General features: G+C 74.2%; 16 protein-coding genes and 1 pseudogene. 9 read left to right on the forward strand and 8 right to left on the reverse strand.

The window, feature by feature from the left end; all coding sequences use genetic code 11:
* Positions 1–84: 84 nt before the first annotated feature.
* A pseudogene (locus tag ACZ4YL_RS20470) lies at positions 85–228 on the forward strand (DUF1905 domain-containing protein); the annotation flags it as partial.
* Here the strand turns inward: ACZ4YL_RS20470 and ACZ4YL_RS20475 are convergent.
* Positions 218–790 carry a DoxX family protein gene (locus ACZ4YL_RS20475; protein ID WP_468118132.1) on the reverse strand — a complete coding sequence of 191 codons (573 nt, stop codon included), beginning with the start codon at positions 788–790 and terminating at the stop codon, positions 218–220. The pseudogene ACZ4YL_RS20470 and the gene ACZ4YL_RS20475 sit on opposite strands and share 11 nt — an antisense overlap.
* 133 nt (positions 791–923) lie before the next feature.
* Here ACZ4YL_RS20475 and ACZ4YL_RS20480 point away from each other — a divergent pair, with 133 nt between their 5' ends.
* Complete coding sequence (locus ACZ4YL_RS20480; protein WP_468118134.1) at positions 924–1271, forward strand: GntR family transcriptional regulator; 348 nt, start codon at positions 924–926, stop codon at positions 1269–1271.
* 71 nt (positions 1272–1342) lie between these two features.
* The gene (locus ACZ4YL_RS20485) at positions 1343–2257 is read left to right on the forward strand and encodes a DUF1648 domain-containing protein (RefSeq protein WP_468118206.1); all 915 of its coding nucleotides are present in this window, start codon (positions 1343–1345) and stop codon (positions 2255–2257) included.
* 10 nt (positions 2258–2267) lie between these two features.
* On the opposite strand, the gene ACZ4YL_RS20490 is transcribed toward ACZ4YL_RS20485, so the two are convergent.
* Both ACZ4YL_RS20490 and ACZ4YL_RS20495 read right to left on the reverse strand, forming a co-directional pair.
* Positions 2268–2666 carry a contact-dependent growth inhibition system immunity protein gene (locus ACZ4YL_RS20490; RefSeq protein ID WP_468118136.1) on the reverse strand — a complete coding sequence of 133 codons (399 nt, stop codon included), beginning with the start codon at positions 2664–2666 and terminating at the stop codon, positions 2268–2270.
* A 146-nt stretch (positions 2667–2812) separates the two neighbouring features.
* Complete coding sequence (locus ACZ4YL_RS20495) at positions 2813–3343, reverse strand: hypothetical protein (protein ID WP_468118138.1); 531 nt, start codon at positions 3341–3343, stop codon at positions 2813–2815.
* 208 nt (positions 3344–3551) lie between these two features.
* Between ACZ4YL_RS20495 and ACZ4YL_RS20500 the strand changes: the two genes are divergently transcribed.
* Positions 3552–4100 carry a DUF4262 domain-containing protein gene (locus ACZ4YL_RS20500; RefSeq protein ID WP_468118140.1) on the forward strand — a complete coding sequence of 183 codons (549 nt, stop codon included), beginning with the start codon at positions 3552–3554 and terminating at the stop codon, positions 4098–4100.
* A 56-nt stretch (positions 4101–4156) separates the two neighbouring features.
* On the opposite strand, the gene ACZ4YL_RS20505 is transcribed toward ACZ4YL_RS20500, so the two are convergent.
* Positions 4157–7525 carry an AfsR/SARP family transcriptional regulator gene (locus ACZ4YL_RS20505; protein WP_468118142.1) on the reverse strand — a complete coding sequence of 1123 codons (3369 nt, stop codon included), beginning with the start codon at positions 7523–7525 and terminating at the stop codon, positions 4157–4159.
* A gap of 185 nt (positions 7526–7710) precedes the next feature.
* Between ACZ4YL_RS20505 and ACZ4YL_RS20510 the strand changes: the two genes are divergently transcribed.
* Entirely contained in the window at positions 7711–8724 is a 1014-nt protein-coding gene (locus ACZ4YL_RS20510; protein WP_468118144.1) for an NADP-dependent oxidoreductase, read from the forward strand.
* A gap of 73 nt (positions 8725–8797) precedes the next feature.
* Here the strand turns inward: ACZ4YL_RS20510 and ACZ4YL_RS20515 are convergent, their stop codons facing one another.
* Positions 8798–10879 carry a SpoIIE family protein phosphatase gene (locus ACZ4YL_RS20515; RefSeq protein WP_468118207.1) on the reverse strand — a complete coding sequence of 694 codons (2082 nt, stop codon included), beginning with the start codon at positions 10877–10879 and terminating at the stop codon, positions 8798–8800.
* 180 nt (positions 10880–11059) lie between these two features.
* The gene (locus tag ACZ4YL_RS20520) at positions 11060–11419 is read right to left on the reverse strand and encodes an MmcQ/YjbR family DNA-binding protein (protein ID WP_468118146.1); all 360 of its coding nucleotides are present in this window, start codon (positions 11417–11419) and stop codon (positions 11060–11062) included.
* A 104-nt stretch (positions 11420–11523) separates the two neighbouring features.
* Here ACZ4YL_RS20520 and ACZ4YL_RS20525 point away from each other — a divergent pair, with 104 nt between their 5' ends.
* The 3 genes from ACZ4YL_RS20525 to ACZ4YL_RS20535 are packed head-to-tail and all read left to right on the forward strand — an operon-like array spanning position 11524 to position 15400.
* Positions 11524–13665 (forward strand): DUF4139 domain-containing protein, encoded by a 2142-nt coding sequence (locus ACZ4YL_RS20525; protein WP_468118148.1) that lies wholly within the window; start codon positions 11524–11526, stop codon positions 13663–13665.
* 8 nt (positions 13666–13673) lie between these two features.
* Positions 13674–15239 (forward strand): DUF4139 domain-containing protein, encoded by a 1566-nt coding sequence (locus ACZ4YL_RS20530; protein WP_468118150.1) that lies wholly within the window; start codon positions 13674–13676, stop codon positions 15237–15239.
* Positions 15236–15400 carry a hypothetical protein gene (locus ACZ4YL_RS20535; protein WP_468118152.1) on the forward strand — a complete coding sequence of 55 codons (165 nt, stop codon included), beginning with the start codon at positions 15236–15238 and terminating at the stop codon, positions 15398–15400. Before ACZ4YL_RS20530 ends, ACZ4YL_RS20535 begins: the two co-directional genes overlap by 4 nt.
* A gap of 6 nt (positions 15401–15406) precedes the next feature.
* Here ACZ4YL_RS20535 and ACZ4YL_RS20540 read toward each other — a convergent pair whose 3' ends face one another.
* A complete protein-coding gene (locus ACZ4YL_RS20540; RefSeq protein ID WP_468118154.1) occupies positions 15407–16057 on the reverse strand; it encodes a TetR/AcrR family transcriptional regulator in 651 nt (216 codons plus the stop codon).
* A gap of 160 nt (positions 16058–16217) precedes the next feature.
* Here ACZ4YL_RS20540 and ACZ4YL_RS20545 point away from each other — a divergent pair, with 160 nt between their 5' ends.
* The gene (locus tag ACZ4YL_RS20545; protein ID WP_468118156.1) at positions 16218–17264 is read left to right on the forward strand and encodes a medium chain dehydrogenase/reductase family protein; all 1047 of its coding nucleotides are present in this window, start codon (positions 16218–16220) and stop codon (positions 17262–17264) included.
* 35 nt (positions 17265–17299) lie between these two features.
* Here the strand turns inward: ACZ4YL_RS20545 and ACZ4YL_RS20550 are convergent, their stop codons facing one another.
* On the reverse strand, positions 17300–18865 hold the full coding sequence (locus ACZ4YL_RS20550; protein WP_468118157.1) for an alpha/beta hydrolase: 1566 nt from the start codon (positions 18863–18865) through the stop codon (positions 17300–17302).
* Positions 18866–18927: the final 62 nt, after the last annotated feature.

Raw genomic sequence — 18927 nt, forward strand, 5'->3', positions numbered from 1 at the left:
GTTTTCGGACGGAGGCGGTCCGGCGCCGTCGCTTGCGGCCCGGACCGTCACCGCCCGATCCTGGTGGAATCCCCCCGACCGGAGGACGGCCACGCGTTCCGGAGCTCCTCCATGGACCCGGGCGACGGTCGCCACAAGCTCCCGGTGGCAGCGGAGATCCGCAAGGCCATCGGTAAGGAGGAGGGCGACGCCGTCACGGTCCGGCTGCTGGAGCGGATCACGGGCTGACCCGGGCCCGGCCCCGGGCCCGCCGGGCACCCGCGCGGGATCCGACGGCCGTCAGGGTCGGCCCGGAGTCGGTGCGTACCGGGGCTGTGGCACCGCGCCGCCGGTGGAGCAGCGCGTCGAGGGACAGGACCGGTGCGCCGGCGAGGATCAGGGGGGTCCAGGCCAGCAGGTAGATCAGGTCGGCGCCGAAGTAGTACGGGGTGGTCGACCAGCTCATCGTCAGCCACAGGCTGAGTGAGATCAGCGCACCGCCGAGAGCCGCGATCCGGGTCAGCAGGCCGGCCAGGGCGCCCAGCCCGACGGCCAGCTCGCCCAGGGCGATCGCGACACCGAAGCCGACCGGGTCGGCCAGGGAGAGGTCGATCAGCGCGGGAATGCCCGCGGCGTCCCGCACCGCTTCCATCTGCTGGCCGATCGAGCCGTCGCCGGTGGCGGACAGGAACGCCGGATCGGTCAGTTTGTCCAGACCGGCGTAGACGAAGGTGACGCCGAGGAAGAGGCGCAGCGGCAGGAGTGCGTACTCGGAGGCTCTCGCACGGAGGCCGGCGGAAGGCGTGTTCATGCCCCTCACACGAGGGCCCCCGCCATCCGGTTCGACCGTCGGGCCCGCTCTTCACGGCCGCCGCACACGACCGGGCGCGTCCGGATCACGACGGGTGCCGAATGAAGCGGATGGTGCTAGCGTCATTGGCACCATGTTGCTGAGGCTGAACATCGCGGACAACCGCCCCCTGCACGAGCAGGTGGCCGGGGCCATCAGGCGTGCGATCGCCGAGGGGGAATGCGGGCCGGGTGACCGGTTGCCGTCGGCACGGGAGTTGTCGCAGGCACTGAGCGTCAACGCCAACACCGTCCTACGGGGACTGCGCGCTCTGCGTGACGAGGGGTTGCTGGAGTTCCGGCGCGGCCGCGGGGTGACCGTGTCCGGTGGGGCGGACGGGCGGTCGGCGTTGCTGGAGCGGGTGCGGGAACTCGTGGCCGACGGGGCGCGCCTGGGATACGGCAGGGCCGATCTCATAGAGATGATCAAGGAGGCGCAGTGAGTGAACGTAAGGGCCGTGGAGACCGTGGGCCCAGTGGCTTAACGGGGTCGAGGAGCGGGCCCGTGTGGGGGATGGCTGCCTGGGCGGCCGGGATCCTCGCACTGCTGGTGGTGCTGCCGCTGACGGCGCGCAGGGGGTTCGACGACCTGCTGGCGACGCACTGGAACGCTCTCGGAGAGCCGGACGGTTCGCATCCGCTCTGGGCGGTCGTGTTGGTACCGGTCGTGATCTGGGTCGTGCTCGTCACGAGTGCGGTGTTCTGGCGGGCGGCGCGCCGATGGCGCGGGGCGGTGCTGGTGTCGTGCGGGGTGCTGCTGGCCGGGGAGCAGGTCTCGATCGTGCGGGCGAACCTTTACCACGCGGACTGGCGCGACGCGGACTCGGTCACCGTCGGGGCCGTGGTCACGGTCGTGGCGGCGGGCGCGGCCGGGCTGGTGGGGGTGCTGGTGAGCCGTCGGCCCGCGTCCCCCCTCTCGCGGGGGCAGGGCTCCCGGATGGACATTCCCGCAGGTGAACGCCGCGTCTGGCTCGCGTCCACGGAGAACCCGTGGCTGTACCTGCTCTCGGCCGTCACCGGGGTGGGCGCGCTGGCCACACTGCTCATCGGGCTCGGCGACCTGGCGGAGCCGATGTGGCTGGTGACGGTGCCGTTCCTGTTCGCCTCGGTGTCGGTGCTGGCCTGCTCCTCGGTACGGGTCCGGGTCACGGAGCGCGGTATGGACGTGGCGTTCGGGCCCCTCGGGTGGCCGGTGCGGCGCTGGGACGCGGCGGACATCGAGTGGGCACGTGCCGAGAACCGGACACCGGCGCAGGTCGGGGGCTGGGGCTACCGGCTCAGCGGGCTGGGTACGACGGTGATGCTGCGGAGCGGCGCATGCCTGGTGATCCGGGCCAAGGGCAAGGACTTCGCGGTCAGCGTGGACGACGCCGAGCGGGGCGCGGCCCTGCTGAACTCCCTGGCCGGGGCGCGCGCCGAGCAGCCCTGAACCCGGCCCCTCACCCCCACCGCCCCTTCGGCCCGTAGGCCCTGAGCTCGGCCAGCTCCGCTTCGGACAGACCCGCGACGACGGCCGCCAGCTCCTCCCGCAGGTCCGGGAGGAGCGCCCAGGCCGATTCGGGCCGGCCCAGGACGGCGAGCAACAGGTCCCCCGGGTAGAAGTACGCGTCCAGCATGGGGTCTTCGAGGAGCAGACGCACCGCGAGGGGCAACAGATAAGGAAGGCCTACGGCTTGGTCGATCAGTGTGCGCAAGTCGGCCGGGGTCAGGGCGCCGAGGCGCTTGCGGCGCAGGGTGTGGACCTTCGTGACCAGGGCGGTGGTGGGCGAGGGCGGCGGAGGCCACGCCGGTCCGTCGAGCTCGTCGAGGGTGCGGTCCAGGTGGAGAAGACGGGTCATGCGCCCATCCTCGCGGGTCGGGCGGACGGTGCGCGGTGCCGGGTGGACCGTCCCCGGCCGCCCGGCCGCGGCGGCCGGCTCCGGGGCCCGGCCCGGACCGGACCGGACGGATGCGGGCCCGGTCCGGTCCGGAGCCGGTCTCCGGTTCAGTGGAACAGCATGGACGCGTCCCCGGCCGGGGTGGTGACCGATCCCGGGCACAGGAAGCTGCCCGAGGTCTTGGCGGCGGTGAAGGCCCGGTTGATGTACTTCCGGCTCGTCGCGTCGCGGTCCCACACGATGCCCGTCGCCTTGTAGCGGCAGGAGATGAAGCTCTGCCTGCCGGTGATGTCGATCAGATCGGTCCGCGCCGTGCCGGCGGCGTCGTCGAAGGTGAAGGCGGGGTTGTTGTTGAGCGTGGCGGCGATGCCGCCGCCGCAGGCCAGATTGCCGCCGGGCGTGTTGATCGTCGTGCGGTCGACGGTGAGGGCGTTCGGGGGAACTGCGCTGGTGCTCGCGTTGGTCCAGCTACAGCTGTTGCCGGCGACCACCATCACGCCGTCGACCTTCTGGTCGACGGCCGAGGCGCCGGTGCTCTGCGCGAGGGCGGTGCCGGTGCCGGTGAATGCCGCCGCGACGACCAGCGTCGCTATACCGGCGAGGCGTGAGATACGGGTGCCGTGCGGGATGTGCCTCATGGTTCGCTCCTCCATGCCACGTACTGGTGGGGGTGGGCGAGGCGTGGGGCCTCACAGAGTGTGCGGAGTGCGTGCCGGGAGAGTCCCACAGCCGCCCTGAACTGTCAGGAGCATGTCAGCGTCATGCCGGGAAATGGCCGAAAATGCCGCCCGGGGACCCGGCCACCCCGCCGAGCCGAACGCCTCGCGGCCCCCGTAGCCTCACCGCATGCTCCGTGATCGTTTTTCCTGCCGCTGCGTCCTCTGCCACGACTACGGCGACCGCGCCGAGGCGGACCAGCTGGAGGAGAGCATCATCGGCAACGTGCAACGGCACGGGTGGCACGTGGCCATGGTCCCCGAGGACGAGATCGGCCCCGGGTTCGCCTACACGATCGGTCTCGCCCACACGCACGGCGCCCCTGAACTGTGCATGTTCGGACGTGATGTCCACGAGATGCACCGCATGCTCAACGTGCTCGGCGACCTGGCCGCCGCCGGCGCCGCGTTGGAGGACGGTCAGGAGCACAGGGGCGTGCTGGACGGCGGGCCGGTGCGGCTCAGGAGCGTCGACATGAGCTGGTGCCGGACCTTCTTCGGCCGGGCCATCGGGATCTACCGGCGGCCCCCGCTCCCCTTCCTGCAGGTCGCCTGGCCCGACGCGGGTGGGCGCTTCCACTGGGAGGAGCAGGCCGACGGGGACCACCAGGAGTCACAGCCCCGCCTGTGGCTGCCGCCCGACGACCACCCCGTGGGGGTCTGGACCGTCGAACTATGAAGTCTGAACTCTGCACTCTGATCGCCTGCGCACACCGGACGAGGGCGTCGACGCGCTCACGGCCCGGTGCGCTCGATCAGGGCGGCGGCCTGCGCTTGCGGCGACAGGGTGCGGCCGTGTGCGAACGCGGTGGCGAAGGCGTCTTCGCCCAGTCGCGCCCGGAGGCGGGACGTCGCCCGGTCCACGTCGTGCCGTTCCGCCGGCGGCAGCGGGGTGCCGAGGGACTCCCGCAGTGCGGCGGCCGTTCCGAGGAGCGCCGCCGCCGCGGCGGCCCGCTCCCCCGAGCCGGGGGCCACGGACCCGGCGCCCGCCAGCCCCTCGAAGGCCAGGGCCAGGGCGCGCGGGTCACCCGACCGGCGGGCCGCCGCGAGGCCGTCCCGGTGCAGGGTCTCCGCGAGCGCGGCGTACCCGCGCAATTCGGCCACGTACCCCAGCTGCGCCAGGATCAGCGCGACGCCGATGTCCACCCCGAGCCTGCGGTTCCAGTCGAGCCACGGCCGTAGCCGGGCCTCGGCGGCGTCCAGGTCGCCGTCCCGGCGGGCCCCCAGAGCCAGGCCGATCTCCGCGAACTGCTGGGCCGGCCGGTGCGACTGCTCGTCGGCCAGCCGCCGGGCCTGCTCGTGGAGGTCCGCGGCCCGTGCGGTGTCTCCCGTCAGCAGGGCGATGCGGCCCTGCCGTGCCAGCCGGAAGGAGACCTGGGTGAAGAGCTCCAGTTCCCGCGCGCTCCGTACGCCGTCCTCGTGCAGCCGGGCGGCCTGCGCGTAGTCGCCGCCGATCTCGGCGAGGATGCCCAGCTGTTCAGAGGCCTGCAGCCGGCCCCACTGGTCGCCGAGTTCCGTGAACAGCCGCGCCCCGGCCTCGGCGTTGCGGCGCAGCTCCGCGAGATCGCCACGGTACAGGGCCCGGGTGGCGAGGCCGCTGAGCGCGGCCGCCTCGCCCCAGCGGTCGCCGAGGCCCCGGAACACCGCAGGCAGCCCTTCGAGGACATCGTCGTGCGCGGCTCCGGCGGCGGCGACGCCGTCATCGGCATCGGCATCGGGCCCGCTGGCGAAGCCGAGGCGGGCGAACTCCAGCAGCCACCTCCCCCGCGGATCGGCACCGTCGAAGTCGCCGCCGAGGAGGCTGTCGTCCCCGGCGAACACGGCGAAGGCGGCCAGCCGGATCCGCGCACCGGCAACGTCCTGCCCGGCCTGCCCGCCCGCGGTGGAGGCGCACGCCAGCGCGGACTCCAACGCCGTACGCGCCTCGCCGATCCGGCCCCGCAGGCACCAGTACCAGGCCGACGCGTTGACCAGCCGCAGTGCGGCACCGGCCGCTCCCGCCGCGACCGCCCGGTCCAGCGCGGCACGCAGGTTGAGTCCTTCGGAGTCGAGACGGCGCAGCCATACGCGCTGTTCGGGGCCGTGCAGGCGGGCCGCGGCCCGCTCGGCGAGGTCGGCGAAGTACTCGGCGTGCCGCAGCCGTGCGGCCGCGGCCTCGCCCGCCTCGTCGAGCCGTTCCAGGCCGTACGCGGTCACCGATTCCAGCATCCGGTAGCGCGGCGCCCCCGCCTCGCCGCCGTCACCGTAGGGTGCGACGACCAGCGAGCAGTCCACCAGTCGCGTGACCAGGTCCAGGACGTCCTCGGCGGCCGTGTCCCCCGTCGCGCACACGGCCTCCGCCGACTCCAGGGTGAACCCGCCCGAGCACACGGCCAGCCGGCGCAGCGCCGCCTGCTCGGCCGGGGCCAGCAGCTCCCAGCTCCAGTCGATCATCGCCCGCAGGGTCCGCTGCCGCGCGGGCGCGTCCCGTCGTACCTGGTTGAGCAGCCGGAACCGGTCGTGCAGCCGCTCGGCGAGCGCGTGCACACCGAGCGCCCGGACCCGGGTGGCGGCAAGTTCCAGGGCGAGCGGGAGTCCGTCGAGGCGGCGGCACACCAGGGCCACGGCCTCGGCGTTGTGCGGGCCCAGGGTGAACCCCGGTGTGCCGGCGGCGGCGCGGGCGGCGAAGAGCTCCATCGCCTCGGCCCCGTCGAGCGGGGCGACGGCTTCCAGTACCTCGCCGGAGAGGGCGAGCGGCTCCTGGCTGGTGGCGAGGACACGCAGCCCCGGGGCCTGCCGCAGGAGCTGCTCGGTCAGAGCGGCCACGGATTCGACGACGTGCTCGCAGTTGTCGAGTACGAGGAGGAGCCGGCGCGTTCCGAGCGCCGCGGCCAGCCGGTCCCGGGCGGCGGCCTCGCCTCCCGAGCCGGCGCCCGCGCCGCCGTCGGCGTCCTCCCGCACCCCGAGGGCGGCCGCGATCACCGCGGCCACGCCGCCCCGCGCGCCCGCGAGTTCGACGAAGCGGACGCCGTCGGGGCACGGGCCCGGCCCGGCGTCGGCGAGGCGGGCCGCGGCGGCGAGCGCGAGGCGGGTCTTGCCGACGCCGCCGGGCCCGGTGAGCGTCACCAGGCGGCCGGCCTCGACCGCCGCGCACACCCGGGCGACGGCTTCCTCTCGCCCGACGAGCGAACTGACCGGGGTGGGGAGGTTCGTCCCGGGCCGGAACGGCCGCGCCTCCACGACCACGGGCACCGACGCCGGCTCCGGTCCCGGTCCCGGTTCCGGTTCCGGTTCCGGTTCCGGTTCCGGTCTCGGTTCCGGCTTCGGCTTCGGCTCCCGCGTCGGCTCCGGTTCCCGCGCCGGCTCCCGCCCGGCCGTCAGCTCCGGATCCTGCCGCAGGATCGCCTCGTACAGCGCGCCGAGTTCGGGTCCCGGGTCGATGCCCAGCTCCTCCGCGAACCGTGCTGTCAGCTCCCGGTAGGCAGCGAGCGCCTCGTTCTGCCGCCCCGCCCCGTAGAGCGCCCGCATCTGAGCCGCGCGCAGCCGCTGCCGCAGCGGATGCTCCGCGATCGGAGTGCCCAATTCATCGGCCAGCAGGACGTGTTCACCCAGCTCCAGCCGTGCCTCGGCGAGATCCTCCTGCGCGGTGATCCGCAGCTCCTCCAGCCGGACGGCCTCGGTCCGTACGAAGGCGGCGTCCGGGAAGTCGGCGTAGGCGGGCCCCCGCCACAGCCCGAGTGCCTCCGACAGCAGCGCGGCCCGCGCCCGCGCCCCGGCCTCCTTGCGGGCGAGCGCGGTCAGCTCGGCGAACCGGCCCGCGTCCACCGCTTCACCGGCCACCCGCAGCGCGTAGCCCGCCGGACCGAACCCGACCAGGGCCCGGCCGCCCTCCTCGGCCTGCGCCAGGATGCGCCGCAGCTGGGAGACCTTGGTCTGCAGGGTGTTCCCGGGGTTGCCCGGCAGGTCCTCACCCCACAGCTCGTCGACCAGCCGGTCCACGGGCACGGGCCGCCCGTACCGCACGAGCAGCGCGCCCAGCAGCGCCCGGACCTTCGCCTCGGGCACGGGGACGGGGGTCCCCTCGTCGGTTCGCACGGTCAGTGGTCCCAGCACCTCGAAACGCATGCCGCAACGTTACTTCTTCCTCGTCAACAGGCCGTGGGCAGAGCGCCGGTGGCTCAGCACACAGCGCGGGCGCGGCCTCGTGCGCGGCCCGTGCGTCATCCGTGCGCGGCCCGTGCGCGGCCCCTTGCAAGGTGTTCCTGTGACCGCGACCGAGCGGTCCTCATCCGCACCGGAAGGAACACGTCATGACCGTCTCCCGTGAGATCCGCCTCGCCTCCCGCCCCACCGGTACCCCGAAGCCCGAGAACTTCCAGCTCGTCGCCGCCCGGCTCCCGGAGCCCGGCGAGGGCCAGATCCTGGTGCGCAACACCTGGATGTCGGTGGACCCGTACATGCGGGGCCGGATGGACGACGCCCCCTCCTACATCCCGCCGTTCGCCCTCGGCGCCGCCCTCGAAGGCAGCGCGGTCGGCGAGGTGGTCGCCTCCCGCTCCGCCTCCGTCCCGGTCGGGGCGACCGTCTCGCACTTCCTCGGCTGGCGGGAGTACGCGGTCCTGGACGCCGGCGCCGCCACCGTCGTCGACACCTCGATCGCCTCGCCGACCGCCTACCTCGGCGCGCTCGGCACCACGGGCCTGACCGCGTACGCCGCGCTGACCCGGACCGCGCCGGTCAAGGAGGGCGATGTCGTCCTCGTCTCCGCAGCGGCCGGGGCGGTGGGCAGCATCGCCGGTCAGCTGGCACGGCAGTTGGGCGCGTCCCGGGTCATCGGCTCGGCCGGCGGACCCCACAAGACCAGGAAGCTGCTGGACGTGTTCGGCTACGACGCTGCCGTGGACCACCGCCAGGGCGATCTCCCCGGCCAGCTCGCCGAGGCCGCCCCCGAGGGCATCGACGTCTATCTGGACGCCGTCGGCGGCGACCACCTCCGAGCGGCCATCGGCGCGATCCGTCCCGGTGGGCGGATCGCCATGGTCGGTGCGATCAGCGGCTACAACGCCACGCGGCCGGCGCCGGGTCCGGACAACCTCTTCCGGGCCGCGGCCCACGAGGTGACCCTGCGGGGGATGCTGGTCTCCAGCCACTTCGACCTGTTCCCCGAGTGGACCGGCAAGGCGGCCGGCTGGCTGGCCGACGGGACCCTGCGTACGGAGGAGACCGTCGCCGACGGGATCGAGCGGGCGGCCGACGCCTTCCTCGGCGTGCTGAGCGGTGCCAACACGGGCAAGATGCTGGTCCGTCTGGGTGCGGACCGATGAGCGCCTCCGCGCCTCCGCCCCTCCGCCCCCCCCTCCGCCCCCGGAGGCGGTTCGGAGGCCGGACGCAGGCGGTTCAGGGGCGGTGCGGAGCCGTGGAGGGGACCGGGCCCTCGGTGCGCAGCAGCAGGAGGGCGATGTCGTCGGGGCGGGGGCCCTCGCGGTGGGCGTGCTCGATGAGTTCGTCCGCCAGGTCACCGAGCGGGTGGTGCTCGGGGGCGTCGCCGATCAGGGCCGCGACCGCGCCGATGGCGTCCTCGATGTCCCGGCCGGGGGCTTCGACGAGCCCGTCGGTGTAGAGGGCGAGGAGGGTGCCGGGGCTGAAGGGCACCTCGACGGCGGTGTACGAGGCCCCGGGCTCGATGCCCAGGAGGAGTCCGGCCGGCAGGTCCAGCATCTCGGTCCTCCCGCCGGGGTGGCGCAGCAGGGGCGGCGGGTGGCCGGCGGAGGCCAGGCGGACGGTGTGGGCGGCGAGGTCGATATGGGCGTACAGGCAGCTGGTGAACAGCCCCGGTTCGAGGTCGGTCAGGAGCCGGTTGGTGCGGGCGAGGACCTCTTCCGGGGGTGCGCCGGCGCCCGCGTGGACGGCGGTGCGGACCTGGCCCATGAGGGCGGCGGCATTCACGTTGTGGCCCTGGACGTCGCCGATGGCGGCCGCGACGGTGGTGTCGTCGATGCGGATGAGGTCGTAGAAGTCGCCGCCGATCTCGAGGCCGTGAGCGGCCGGGAGGTAGCGGGCGGCCACGTCGAGGCGGGGGACGCGGGGCAAGGTGTGGGGCAGGAGGCCGGTCTGCAGGCTGCGGGCGAGCTGGTAGGTGGCGTCGTAGAGGCGGGCGCGGTCCAGGGCCTGCGCGATGAGCCCGGCGATCGAGGTCAGGACGGCGCGCTCGCCGGGGGCGAAGATCCGCGGGTGTGTGTACGCGAGGACGAGGGAGCCGATGGGGCGGTTGGAGGCGATCAGGGGCAGGAACGCCCAGGCGGCCATGCCGTCCTCGACCACCGCGTCGGGGTGGGCGGCCAGGAGCTCGCTCACGTCGCCGAAGAACAGGGGGGTGGAGGTGTGCAGGATGTGGGTGATGGCGGTGTCGGCCGAGACGGGGGTGCCGTCGAGCTCCGCCACGTGTTCGGCGGAGTATCCCCGGTGGCCGACGATCCGCACCCGCCCGTCCTGCTCGGCCAGCAGGGCCAGGGCGTGGGCTCCCAGCGAGGGAACGATCTGGTCCGCGGCCTTCTCCACGACGTCCTGCGCGTGGGCGGCCTCGGTGAGGGTGACGGCCAGCAGCATGAGCGGGTAGAGCGCGGTGGCCCGGCTGGGTGCGGACTGCTCGGGGTCCGTCGGCGAGAGGGGGGCCGGGGAGCCGGCCCGGTCGCCGACCGCGGTGATGCGGACGCTGATGCCGGTGTTGTCCGGGTAGAGCTCGAAGCACAGCTGCTGTCCGGTGGGGCGTTCGGCGGTGAAGCTCCGGGGCAGCCGGCTCATGGCGGTGGCCCGGTAGTGGTTCTCGATGGCGGGGGTGTCCATCCAGGGAAGGGCCTCCCAGGGCAGGGCTCCGAGCAGGCCGGAGACGGGCGCACCGAGCAGGTCGGCCGCCTCCTGGGTGATGAAGGTGATGGTGCCGTTCAGGTCGAGTGCGCAGTTGCCTCCGGGGAGGCGCCGGACGAAGGCCATGGTGGCCGCCGCCTCGGCCGGGCCCGGTGTGGGTGAGGGGAGCGGTCGCAGGATGGTCGGATGCGGTGTCGGCCGCAGCGGCAGGCCGTCGCGGGCGGCTCGCAGCAGGATGCGCGTCAGGAGGCTGCGGGCCGATTCCAGGGCCTTGCGTTCCCGCTCGTCGAGGTCGGGCCCGTGCGAGCCGGGCCACAGGAGCAGCAGGCCGGCCCCGGTGGGCTCGGGGGCCCGGTCGGCGGCTTCCCAGGTCAGGGGGGCGGCGGCGAGGGCGAAGTCGTACGGGAGGACGAGGCCGAGGCGCGGATAGCGGCGGGCGGTGTCCTCCTGGCCGCCGAGCCAGACGAGCCGGTCCTCACGGACCGCGTCGGCCACCGGAATGGGGTCGTCCAGGGCGACGCGCGACCAGGGTGCCGCGAACTCGCGGGAGAGCCCGGAGGCCAGCGTCAGGTGCAGTACGCGCCGGGCGGGGTCGGGGTCGGGCAGGTAGAGCATGCCGATCGACGCCCCCGCGTCGGCACAGGCCCCGACCAGTGCCTCTCTCAGCGCACGCCGGTCGGCCTTGGCCTGCTGGTCACGCCCCGGAACCTTTCGCACCTGACCATGGTCTCTCCATATCCCCCCTCCCGTCGGTACCCGCCCGTCCCGGCGAGCCCGTACGGGCCGACGGCGGCCTCAGGACGGTCCCGGGGGCCCGAGGTCGGGGTGGTCCCTGAGCAGGCCGGGCGGAGCGGCCTGGCGCCAGGAGTCGACGACGATGGCACGCAGCTCGCCGGGGTCGTCGAGGGCCGCCAGGCGGGCCCGTACCCAAGCGAAGGACGCCTCGTGGTCCGCGACCCAGAACTTCTCGGGCTCGGCGCGGACCAGCTCGTCGCGTTCCTCCTTGGGGCAGCGGACGGCCAGTGACGTCTCGTCGTCGGGCAGGGTCAGGAACATCTTCCCGGCGACCCGGAAGGTGGGCATGGCCCAGGCCTCCTTCTCGGTCGTCTCCGGGAGGGCGAGGGCGATTTCACGGACTTCGTCGGACGTGCACACACCCTGACCGTACGACAGGCCACTGACATCGGGTCTCGGCACGGACGCGCGGGCCGCTCGGGCGTAGGCTTCGACCGGCACGGACGCATCGGGGGGCGGAGTACATGACGGCGGAGACAGCACAGCGGTGGAGTTCGACCCTCGATTCGGTCGTGGTGTACGCGCAGGGCGCGGTCTGCCGCCGGCTGGTCCGGGGCAGCATGCCGGCGGACGGGCGGGTGCGCGTGACGGGGCTGCCCCGCTCGCTGGACCCGGGCTCGCTGCGGGCGAGTGTGCTGGGCGCCCCCGGCGTGCGCGTGACCGGGGCCCGGGTGGAGGTGGAGGCCGAACCGCGCGGCACCGGCGCACCCGATGCCTTGCGGCGCGAGGTCGAACGGCTGCGCGACGAGTACGCGGCGGCGCAGGGCCGCCGTGACCGGCAACGGGTGCTGATCGACGAGGTCAGGGCCCTGCGGCCGGTGCCCCCGGCCCCTGACCCCGAGGCCCCGCAGCGCCGCACGCCGGTCGACGCGTGGCTGGAGCTCGCCGACTTCGCCGAAGGGCGGCTGACGGGGCTGCACGCCCGCCTCGTGGAGCTGGAGGACGCGCTGCGCCTCGTCGGGCACGAGCTCGGCGTCGCCGCGGACCGGCTCGCCCGCGCCTCCACCGACGCCCCGCAGGCGCATGTGGAGACCACGGTCTCCGCGCTCCTGACGCTCGACGCCACGGGTGACGCCAACGGCGATGCCGAGGGTGATGCCGGGGAGGTCGAGCTGGAGTTGGAGTACGGGGTTCCGGGCGCCGTCTGGGTGCCGGCGTACCGGCTCACGCACCGTCAGGGCGACGGCGACGGCCGTCTGGTGCTGCGTGCCTCGGTCGCCCAGCGCACCGGCGAGGACTGGACCGGTGTGCGCATCGCGCTGGCCACCGCCGACCTGCGGCGCCGCACCGACCTGCCGAAGCTCCGTTCGGTCCGGATCGGGCGCCGACAGCCCGCCCCCGCGCCGTCCGGCTGGCGCGAGCCTCCGGCGGGTCTCGCCGACCTGTTCGCCGGCTACGAGGCGGCCGGGCCCCGCCGCCCGGCCCCGACCGTCGTCCCCCCGGCCGTCAGGGCCGGCTCCGCGTCCGGTCCCGTACCGCCGCCCCCTCCGCCGCCACCCGCCCCGGCAGCCGCGCCCGCGCCGCAGGGCTACGGCGCGCGCCCGGTGCCGGGCGGCGTGTACGGCACCGCCCCGGACGGCGTCGGCGGCTCGCTGCCCGCTTTCGCCCAGCCGGCCCGCCCGCGGCCGGCCGGCAGGCCGCGGGGCGGCGGCATGGGCTTCGGCGGGGCCCCTGCTCCTGCGGCTCCCGCCCCCGCGGCTCCCGCGGCCCCCGGCCGGGCCGCTCCCCCGGCGTCCGCGTCGGCTCCGGCGCCGGAACCGGTGGCCGGTCCGCCGCAGCCGAGCGGCGCCGAGCTCGACTACGCCGCCCTCGTCCTGTGCGGCCCCGACGAGCAGGGCGGTCGCAGGGGCCGGCTGTTCGCCGACTCCCCCGCCGACCCGGTGGCGGCCGAACACCGCCGCCGCGCCGAGGCGGTGGGCGGGCTGCCCCTGCCCGGGCACGCCGTGCGGCCCCGTGAGTCGGCGGGTTCCTTCGACCACCGCTTCGACGCCGCCGCCCGCGCGGACATTCCGTCGGACGGCACCTGGCACACCGTCACCGTCGGGGAGATCCCGGTCGGTCTGCACACCGAGTACGTCTGCGTGCCGTCCGTGGAGCAGACCGTGTACGCGACGCTGGTGCTCTCCAACGCCACCGACCAGGCGCTGCTGGCCGGCCCGGTGGAGGTCACCGTCGGTGAGGACTTCCTGCTGACCGCCGCACTGCCCACGCTCGCCCCCGGCGGGGTCCGCCGGGTGGGGCTCGGACCCGCCGAGGGCGTCCGGGTCACCCGTCGTACGAACCTGCGCGAGTCGACCTCGGGCCTGCGCAACAACACCACGGTGCTCGACCACCAGGTCCGCGTGGAACTGGCCAACCGGCTCGCCGGACCCGTCACCGTCGAGGTCCACGAGCGGGTGCCCGTCACCTCCGATCCGGATGTCCGGATCGAGGAGCGCGCCGGCTGGACGACACCCGAGGACGGCGCCGGGCCGGAACACCACGCCCCGGGCACCCGCATCTGGCGGGTGGACCTGCCCGCCGGGGGGACCACCGCCCTCGACGGCGGCTACGAGATCCGCATCCCGGCCGGCAAGGCCCTGGTCGGCGGCAACCGCAGGAGCTGACACCCATCATGTCCACGGCCCCGAAGCCGATCGCCCTTCCCGTCACCGCCGTCACCTGCCTGGAGGACCGCGCCCACATCGAGCGCGCCGTCGTACTGGAGCTGGAGGCGGGGGTCCAGCGGCTGCGGCTCGGTCCGGTCAGCGCGCTGGCCGTCGACCGCACCCTGCACGCCGAGCTGGCCGCCGAACACCCGGCCACCGTGCTCGACGTACGGATCGTCCGTAGCTGGGAGCCGCGCGGACCGCTGCCGTCCGCCGACGAGGACTCCGCCCTGCGCCTGCGCGTGCACGTCCTTGAGGAGGAGCAGCTCGCCCTGGGGCAGCGGCGCGATCGGCTGCACGCCCGGCTGGACGTGCTCGGCCGGCTCGCCGCCGATCTGCTGCGGGAGATCGGCGAGGGCGCCGGCTCCGGGGAGACCGACGGGCCCCGCTGGGCTCGCGAGATGGACCGGGTGGACGGCGAGCGCGATACGTACGGTGAGCAGCTGCGCGCCGTCGACGCCCGGTTGGCGGCCCTCGCCGTCGAGCTCGGGGAGACCCGGCAGGCCGTGGACCGCTCCGAGACCGAGCCCGCCGGGCTGGTCGGTCATATCGAGCTGACCGTGGACAGTGCGGCCGCCGGTCCGGTCCGGCTGCGCCTGAGCCACCTCACGCCCTGTGCACTGTGGCGGCCCGCCTACCGGGCCGTCCTGGACGGTGACTCGCTGACGCTGGAGACCGACGCGATGGTCTGGCAGCGCACCGGCGAGGACTGGTCCGACGTACGGCTGACCCTGTCGACGGCCCGGTCGGCGCTGGCCACCGAGCCGCCGCGGCTGGACGAGGACCGCCTCACGGTGGGTGACCGCACGGCGGCGGAGCGCCGCACGGTCGACGTCGAACTGCGCGAGGAGGAGATCGGGGACCTCGGTCCGGCGGCCCCGGTGCTCGGCCTGCCCGGGGTGGACGACGGGGGCGAGGCGCGGGTGCTGCACTCCCCCGTGCCGGTCTCCGTACGCGGGGACGGCCGCGCCCACCGGGTGCCGCTCTCCTCTTATCGCACGGCCGCGAGCAGCGAGTACGCCTGCTCCCCCGAGCTGTCCCCGCTGGTCACCCGGGTGGTGTCCTTCGACAACCGGTCCGGCCACGCACTGCTGGCGGGTCCCGTGGACCTGGTCCGCGGCAGCGGGTTCAGCGGCCGCGGCACGCTGGATTTCACCGCCCCGGGCGCCCCGGTCGAGCTGGCCTTCGGCAGCTGCGACGACCACAGGGTGGTCCGGTACGCCGAGGAGTCCCGCGACTCGGCCGGATTCACCCAGCGGACGGTGGTCACCCGCACGGTCCGGCTGCACCTGTCCCGGTTCTCCGCCCCCGGGGACCACGGCGAACGGGTGGTCGTCGTCCGGGAGCGGATCCCGGTCTCCGAGGTTTCGGCGGTGGAGGTGCGCCTGCGCAAGGAGGCCTGCTCGCCGGCGCCGGACACGGTCGATTCCGAGGGCATCGCCCGCTGGGACGTCGCGCTCGCCCCGGGCGGCCGGCGGACGCTCACCCTGGTCTACGAGCTGTCGGCGAGCGCCAAGGTCACCGGGCTGTGAGCCGAGCGGTGCCCGTGACCGACGGCCACCGCCAGTTTCTCCGGACGCCGTTGCGGGAACTCGACGCTTCCGGGGACGCGGAGTTCCCACGCGACTTCGACCGGACCGCCACCCGCGAGCGGTTCGGCGGCCTCGTCGCCCGCGTCGACACGGAGATCTGACGCGGCTCAGGGCGTAGCGAGGCGGTCGACCTCGGCGTCGAAGAGCAGGGCCGGGTCCAGGCCCATGCCGGTGAAGTGGCCCGCCAGTTCCAGGGACAGCACGCCGTGCAGGCGGCTCCAGAAGGTCAGGGCCAGGTGCAGGGCCGAGGGCGGGGCGTCCGGGTGGCTGCCGGCCCATGCGCGGTGCGCGGCCAGGTGGTCCTCGAAGGCGTGCGGCTCCGTGTCCGGGGTGGCGCAGGCGTCCAGCAGGACGGACATCAGTTCCGAGGCGATCTCGGTGACGTCCGGCGGCGCGTGGTATCCGGGCACCGGGGTGCCGTAGACGAGGAAGTAGCGGTGCGGGTCCGCCAGGGCCCAGCGGCGCAGCACCTGTGCCAGCCCGGCGAGGCCGGGCCGGCCCGCTCCCCCGTCGGCGGCGGCGACGAAGGCGTCGGCGAGGCTTCGGTAGGCGTCGCGGATGAGTTCGGTGATCAGCTCGTCGCGGTTGGCGAAGTACCGGTAGAGCGCCGGTCCGCTCATGCCCATCTGTTTGGCGATCGCATTGAGGGAGAGCGCGGAGGCGCCGGAGCCGGCGATCTGCTGCCAGGCCTTCTCCTTGACCTCCTCGCGCACCTGCTGCCGGTACCGCTCCCGTGGGGTCTTCGTGCCGCCCGTCATGCCCGCCGCCTCTCACCGCTCGTCCTTCACCACCAGATGAGTTAGAGGCTATCACCATCGGCATAGCCACTCGCGATCGGACGAGCCACCCCCTTGACATCGAAGAGATAGCCGATCACTCTTGTTATAGCTTCTAACGAACACGAGATGCAGAAACTCCATGGAGGTCGTGATGACGAACACCGTCGAGCGGGTCGAGGTCGTTCTGCCGGGCAAGGTCGAGCCGGAGGGCCTGCAGTTCCACCGCGGTCCCGTCCCGGTCCCGACGGCCGGCCAGGTGGTCGTCGCCATGGAGGCGACGGGCGTGTCCTTCGCCGAGCAGCAGATGCGGCGGGGCCGGTACTACGACCAGCCGCCGTTCCCCTTCGTCCCCGGATACGACCTGGTCGGCACGGTGCTGGCCGTGGGCGAGGGCGTCGGCTCCGCGCTGCTCGGCAAGCGGGTCGCCGCCCTGACGAAGACCGGAGGGTGGGCGAGCCACGTCGCGCTCACCGCCGCCGACGTGGTGGAGGTACCGGAGGGCGTCAGCCCGGTGGAAGCGGAGACCGCGGTGGTCAACGGCATCACCGCCTGGCAGATGCTCCACCGCAAGGCCCGGGTGCGCGCCGGCCAGACCGTCCTGGTCCACGGCGCCAACGGCGGTGTCGGCTCGATCCTGGTCCAGCTGGCGCTGGCCGCGGGCGCGCAGGTGATCGGCACCGCCTCCACCCGCCACCACGACGCGCTGCGCGCTCTCGGGGTGACCCCCATCGACTACCGCTCCGGGAACGTCCCCGCACGGGTACGGGCCCTCGCGCCCCGCGGAGTGGACGCGGTGTTCGACCACGTGGGCGGCGACGGCATCGTCGATTCCTGGCGGCTCCTGGCCCCCGGCGGCACGCTCGTCTCCTACGGCAGCGCAGCCACCCGCGACGACGAGGGCTCCGGCTCGTGGCCGGTGCTCAGGCTGCTCGGCCGGGTGTGGGTGTGGAACGCGCTGCCCAACGGCCGCCGCGCGTACTTCTTCAACGTGTGGGCCGGGCGCGCCTACGCCAAGGACCGCTTCCGGGCACGCCTGCGCTCCGACCTCACCCAGGTGTTCACGGCCCTCCAGCACGGCGAGATCACCGCCAAGGTGGCGGCCGAGATCCCGCTGGCGCGCGCCGCCGAGGCGATGCGCCTCGCCGAGTCCGGCACGGTCGCCGGGAAGGTCGTCCTCGTCCCGTGACCCGGCCGCCGGGCACGTCAGGCGAACGGGCCACGTCAGGAGAAGGGGAGCCGGTCCGGCTGGCAGATCGTACCGGGCGGCGGGAGGGTGCCGTCGATGAAGTAGCGGCTCTCGTAGGTGTTGATGCAGGTACTGGAGTTGTTGAAGAGTGCCGTGTGGCCGTACCCGTTGTTCGTGAGCAGCCGGGCGTCGGCCAGCTCCCCGGCCATGGCCTGGGCGTCCGAGTGGGGGGTCGAGGGGTCGTACGTGGTTCCGACCACCAGGATGGGATGCGCCGTGGGCTTGTCCCACGGGCCGTCGTACCGGTTGGCGGCGCGGGCCGGCCAGGTGGCGCAGGGCTCACCGGCCCAGGTCCAGAAGCGTCCGGCATCGCCGGCGCGCTTGGCGCTGTCCTCCTCCAGACCGTGGTAGACGGCCGGGTCGCGCGGGTTGGGGCTGTCGCCGCACCACACGGCTCCCGCCTGTTCATCACCCAGGTACGGACTCGGGTTCGCGACCGGCGGCGGGGGCGGGTACTGAGCCGGCTTCGGGGCGCGGCCCTGCCAGAGCTCCTGGAGCCGGGCGGCGAGATCGGTCCAGCCGGGGTGGACGATGTAGAGGCTGTTGACGGCGTCGGCGACGGTGTTGGCGTACTTCCACGGGCCCACGGGGTGCTCGCGCAGGCGCTGCATCAGCTGGTCGAACTTGTCGCGGGTGGCTTCCGGGCTGCCGGCCGAGAAGGCACAGCGGGCGGTGGTGGCGGATCCGCAGAGGTCGAGGAACTTGTCGAGGGTCGCCGCCGCGGTGCGGTCCGAGCCCATCCGCAGGAGCGTCGTGGTCCGCGGTTCGCTCGTCGAGGCGTTGTTCGTCCACGCCAGCGGGTCGATGTTGCTGTCGAGGACCATGGCGCGGACCTTGTCGGGGAACAGGTTGGCGTAGGTGGCGCCGAGGATCGTGCCGTAGGAGACGCCGAGGTAGTTGAGCTGCGGCTCCCCCACCGCCCGGCGGAGCAGTTCGAGGTCCTGGGCGGTGTCGGCGGTCGACACGTGGCGCAGGAGGTCGGGGTCGCGCTTCTCGCAGCGGCGGCCCAGGTCCTCGTACGCGTCGATCCAGGTCGTGCGCTCCTTCTCGCCTACCGGGAAGCCGCCCGGTTTGCCCGCACCCCAGGCCTGGGCCTCCTCGGGGCTGTCGAAGCAGTTCACGGCGGTGCTGTTGCCGATGCCCCTGGGGTCCCAGCTGACGATGTCGAACCGTTCGCGCAGGTCCTTCGGGAAGGAGTCGTAGTTCTGCGGCACCTGCACCGTCCCGGGGCCGCCGGGGCCACCGGGGTTGACGAACAGGGTGCCCATGCGTTTCGCGGGGTCGCCCGCCTTCCGGCGGACGACGGCCAGGTCGATGGTGCGGCCGGCGGGCGCCGCGTGGTCCAGCGGCACCTGGGCGGTGGCGCAGTCGTACGGGCTGCCGGGTTTGCAGGGGCTCCAGTCCAGCCGGGGGACGGTCTGCGCGGGCGAAGGCGAGGGCGAGGGCTCCGCCCGGGCCGCGGCGAGTTCCGGCACGGCGAGCATCGAGGAGCAGACCGCCGCCACGACGAGGGCTGCCGCGCACCGGCGGCGACCGGACATCGGTCGGGGTGCGGGTCGAGCTCCGGGTCGAGCTCCGGGTCCAGGTACAGGTACAGGTACAG

The organism is Streptomyces sp. NPDC030021, from assembly GCF_055574035.1.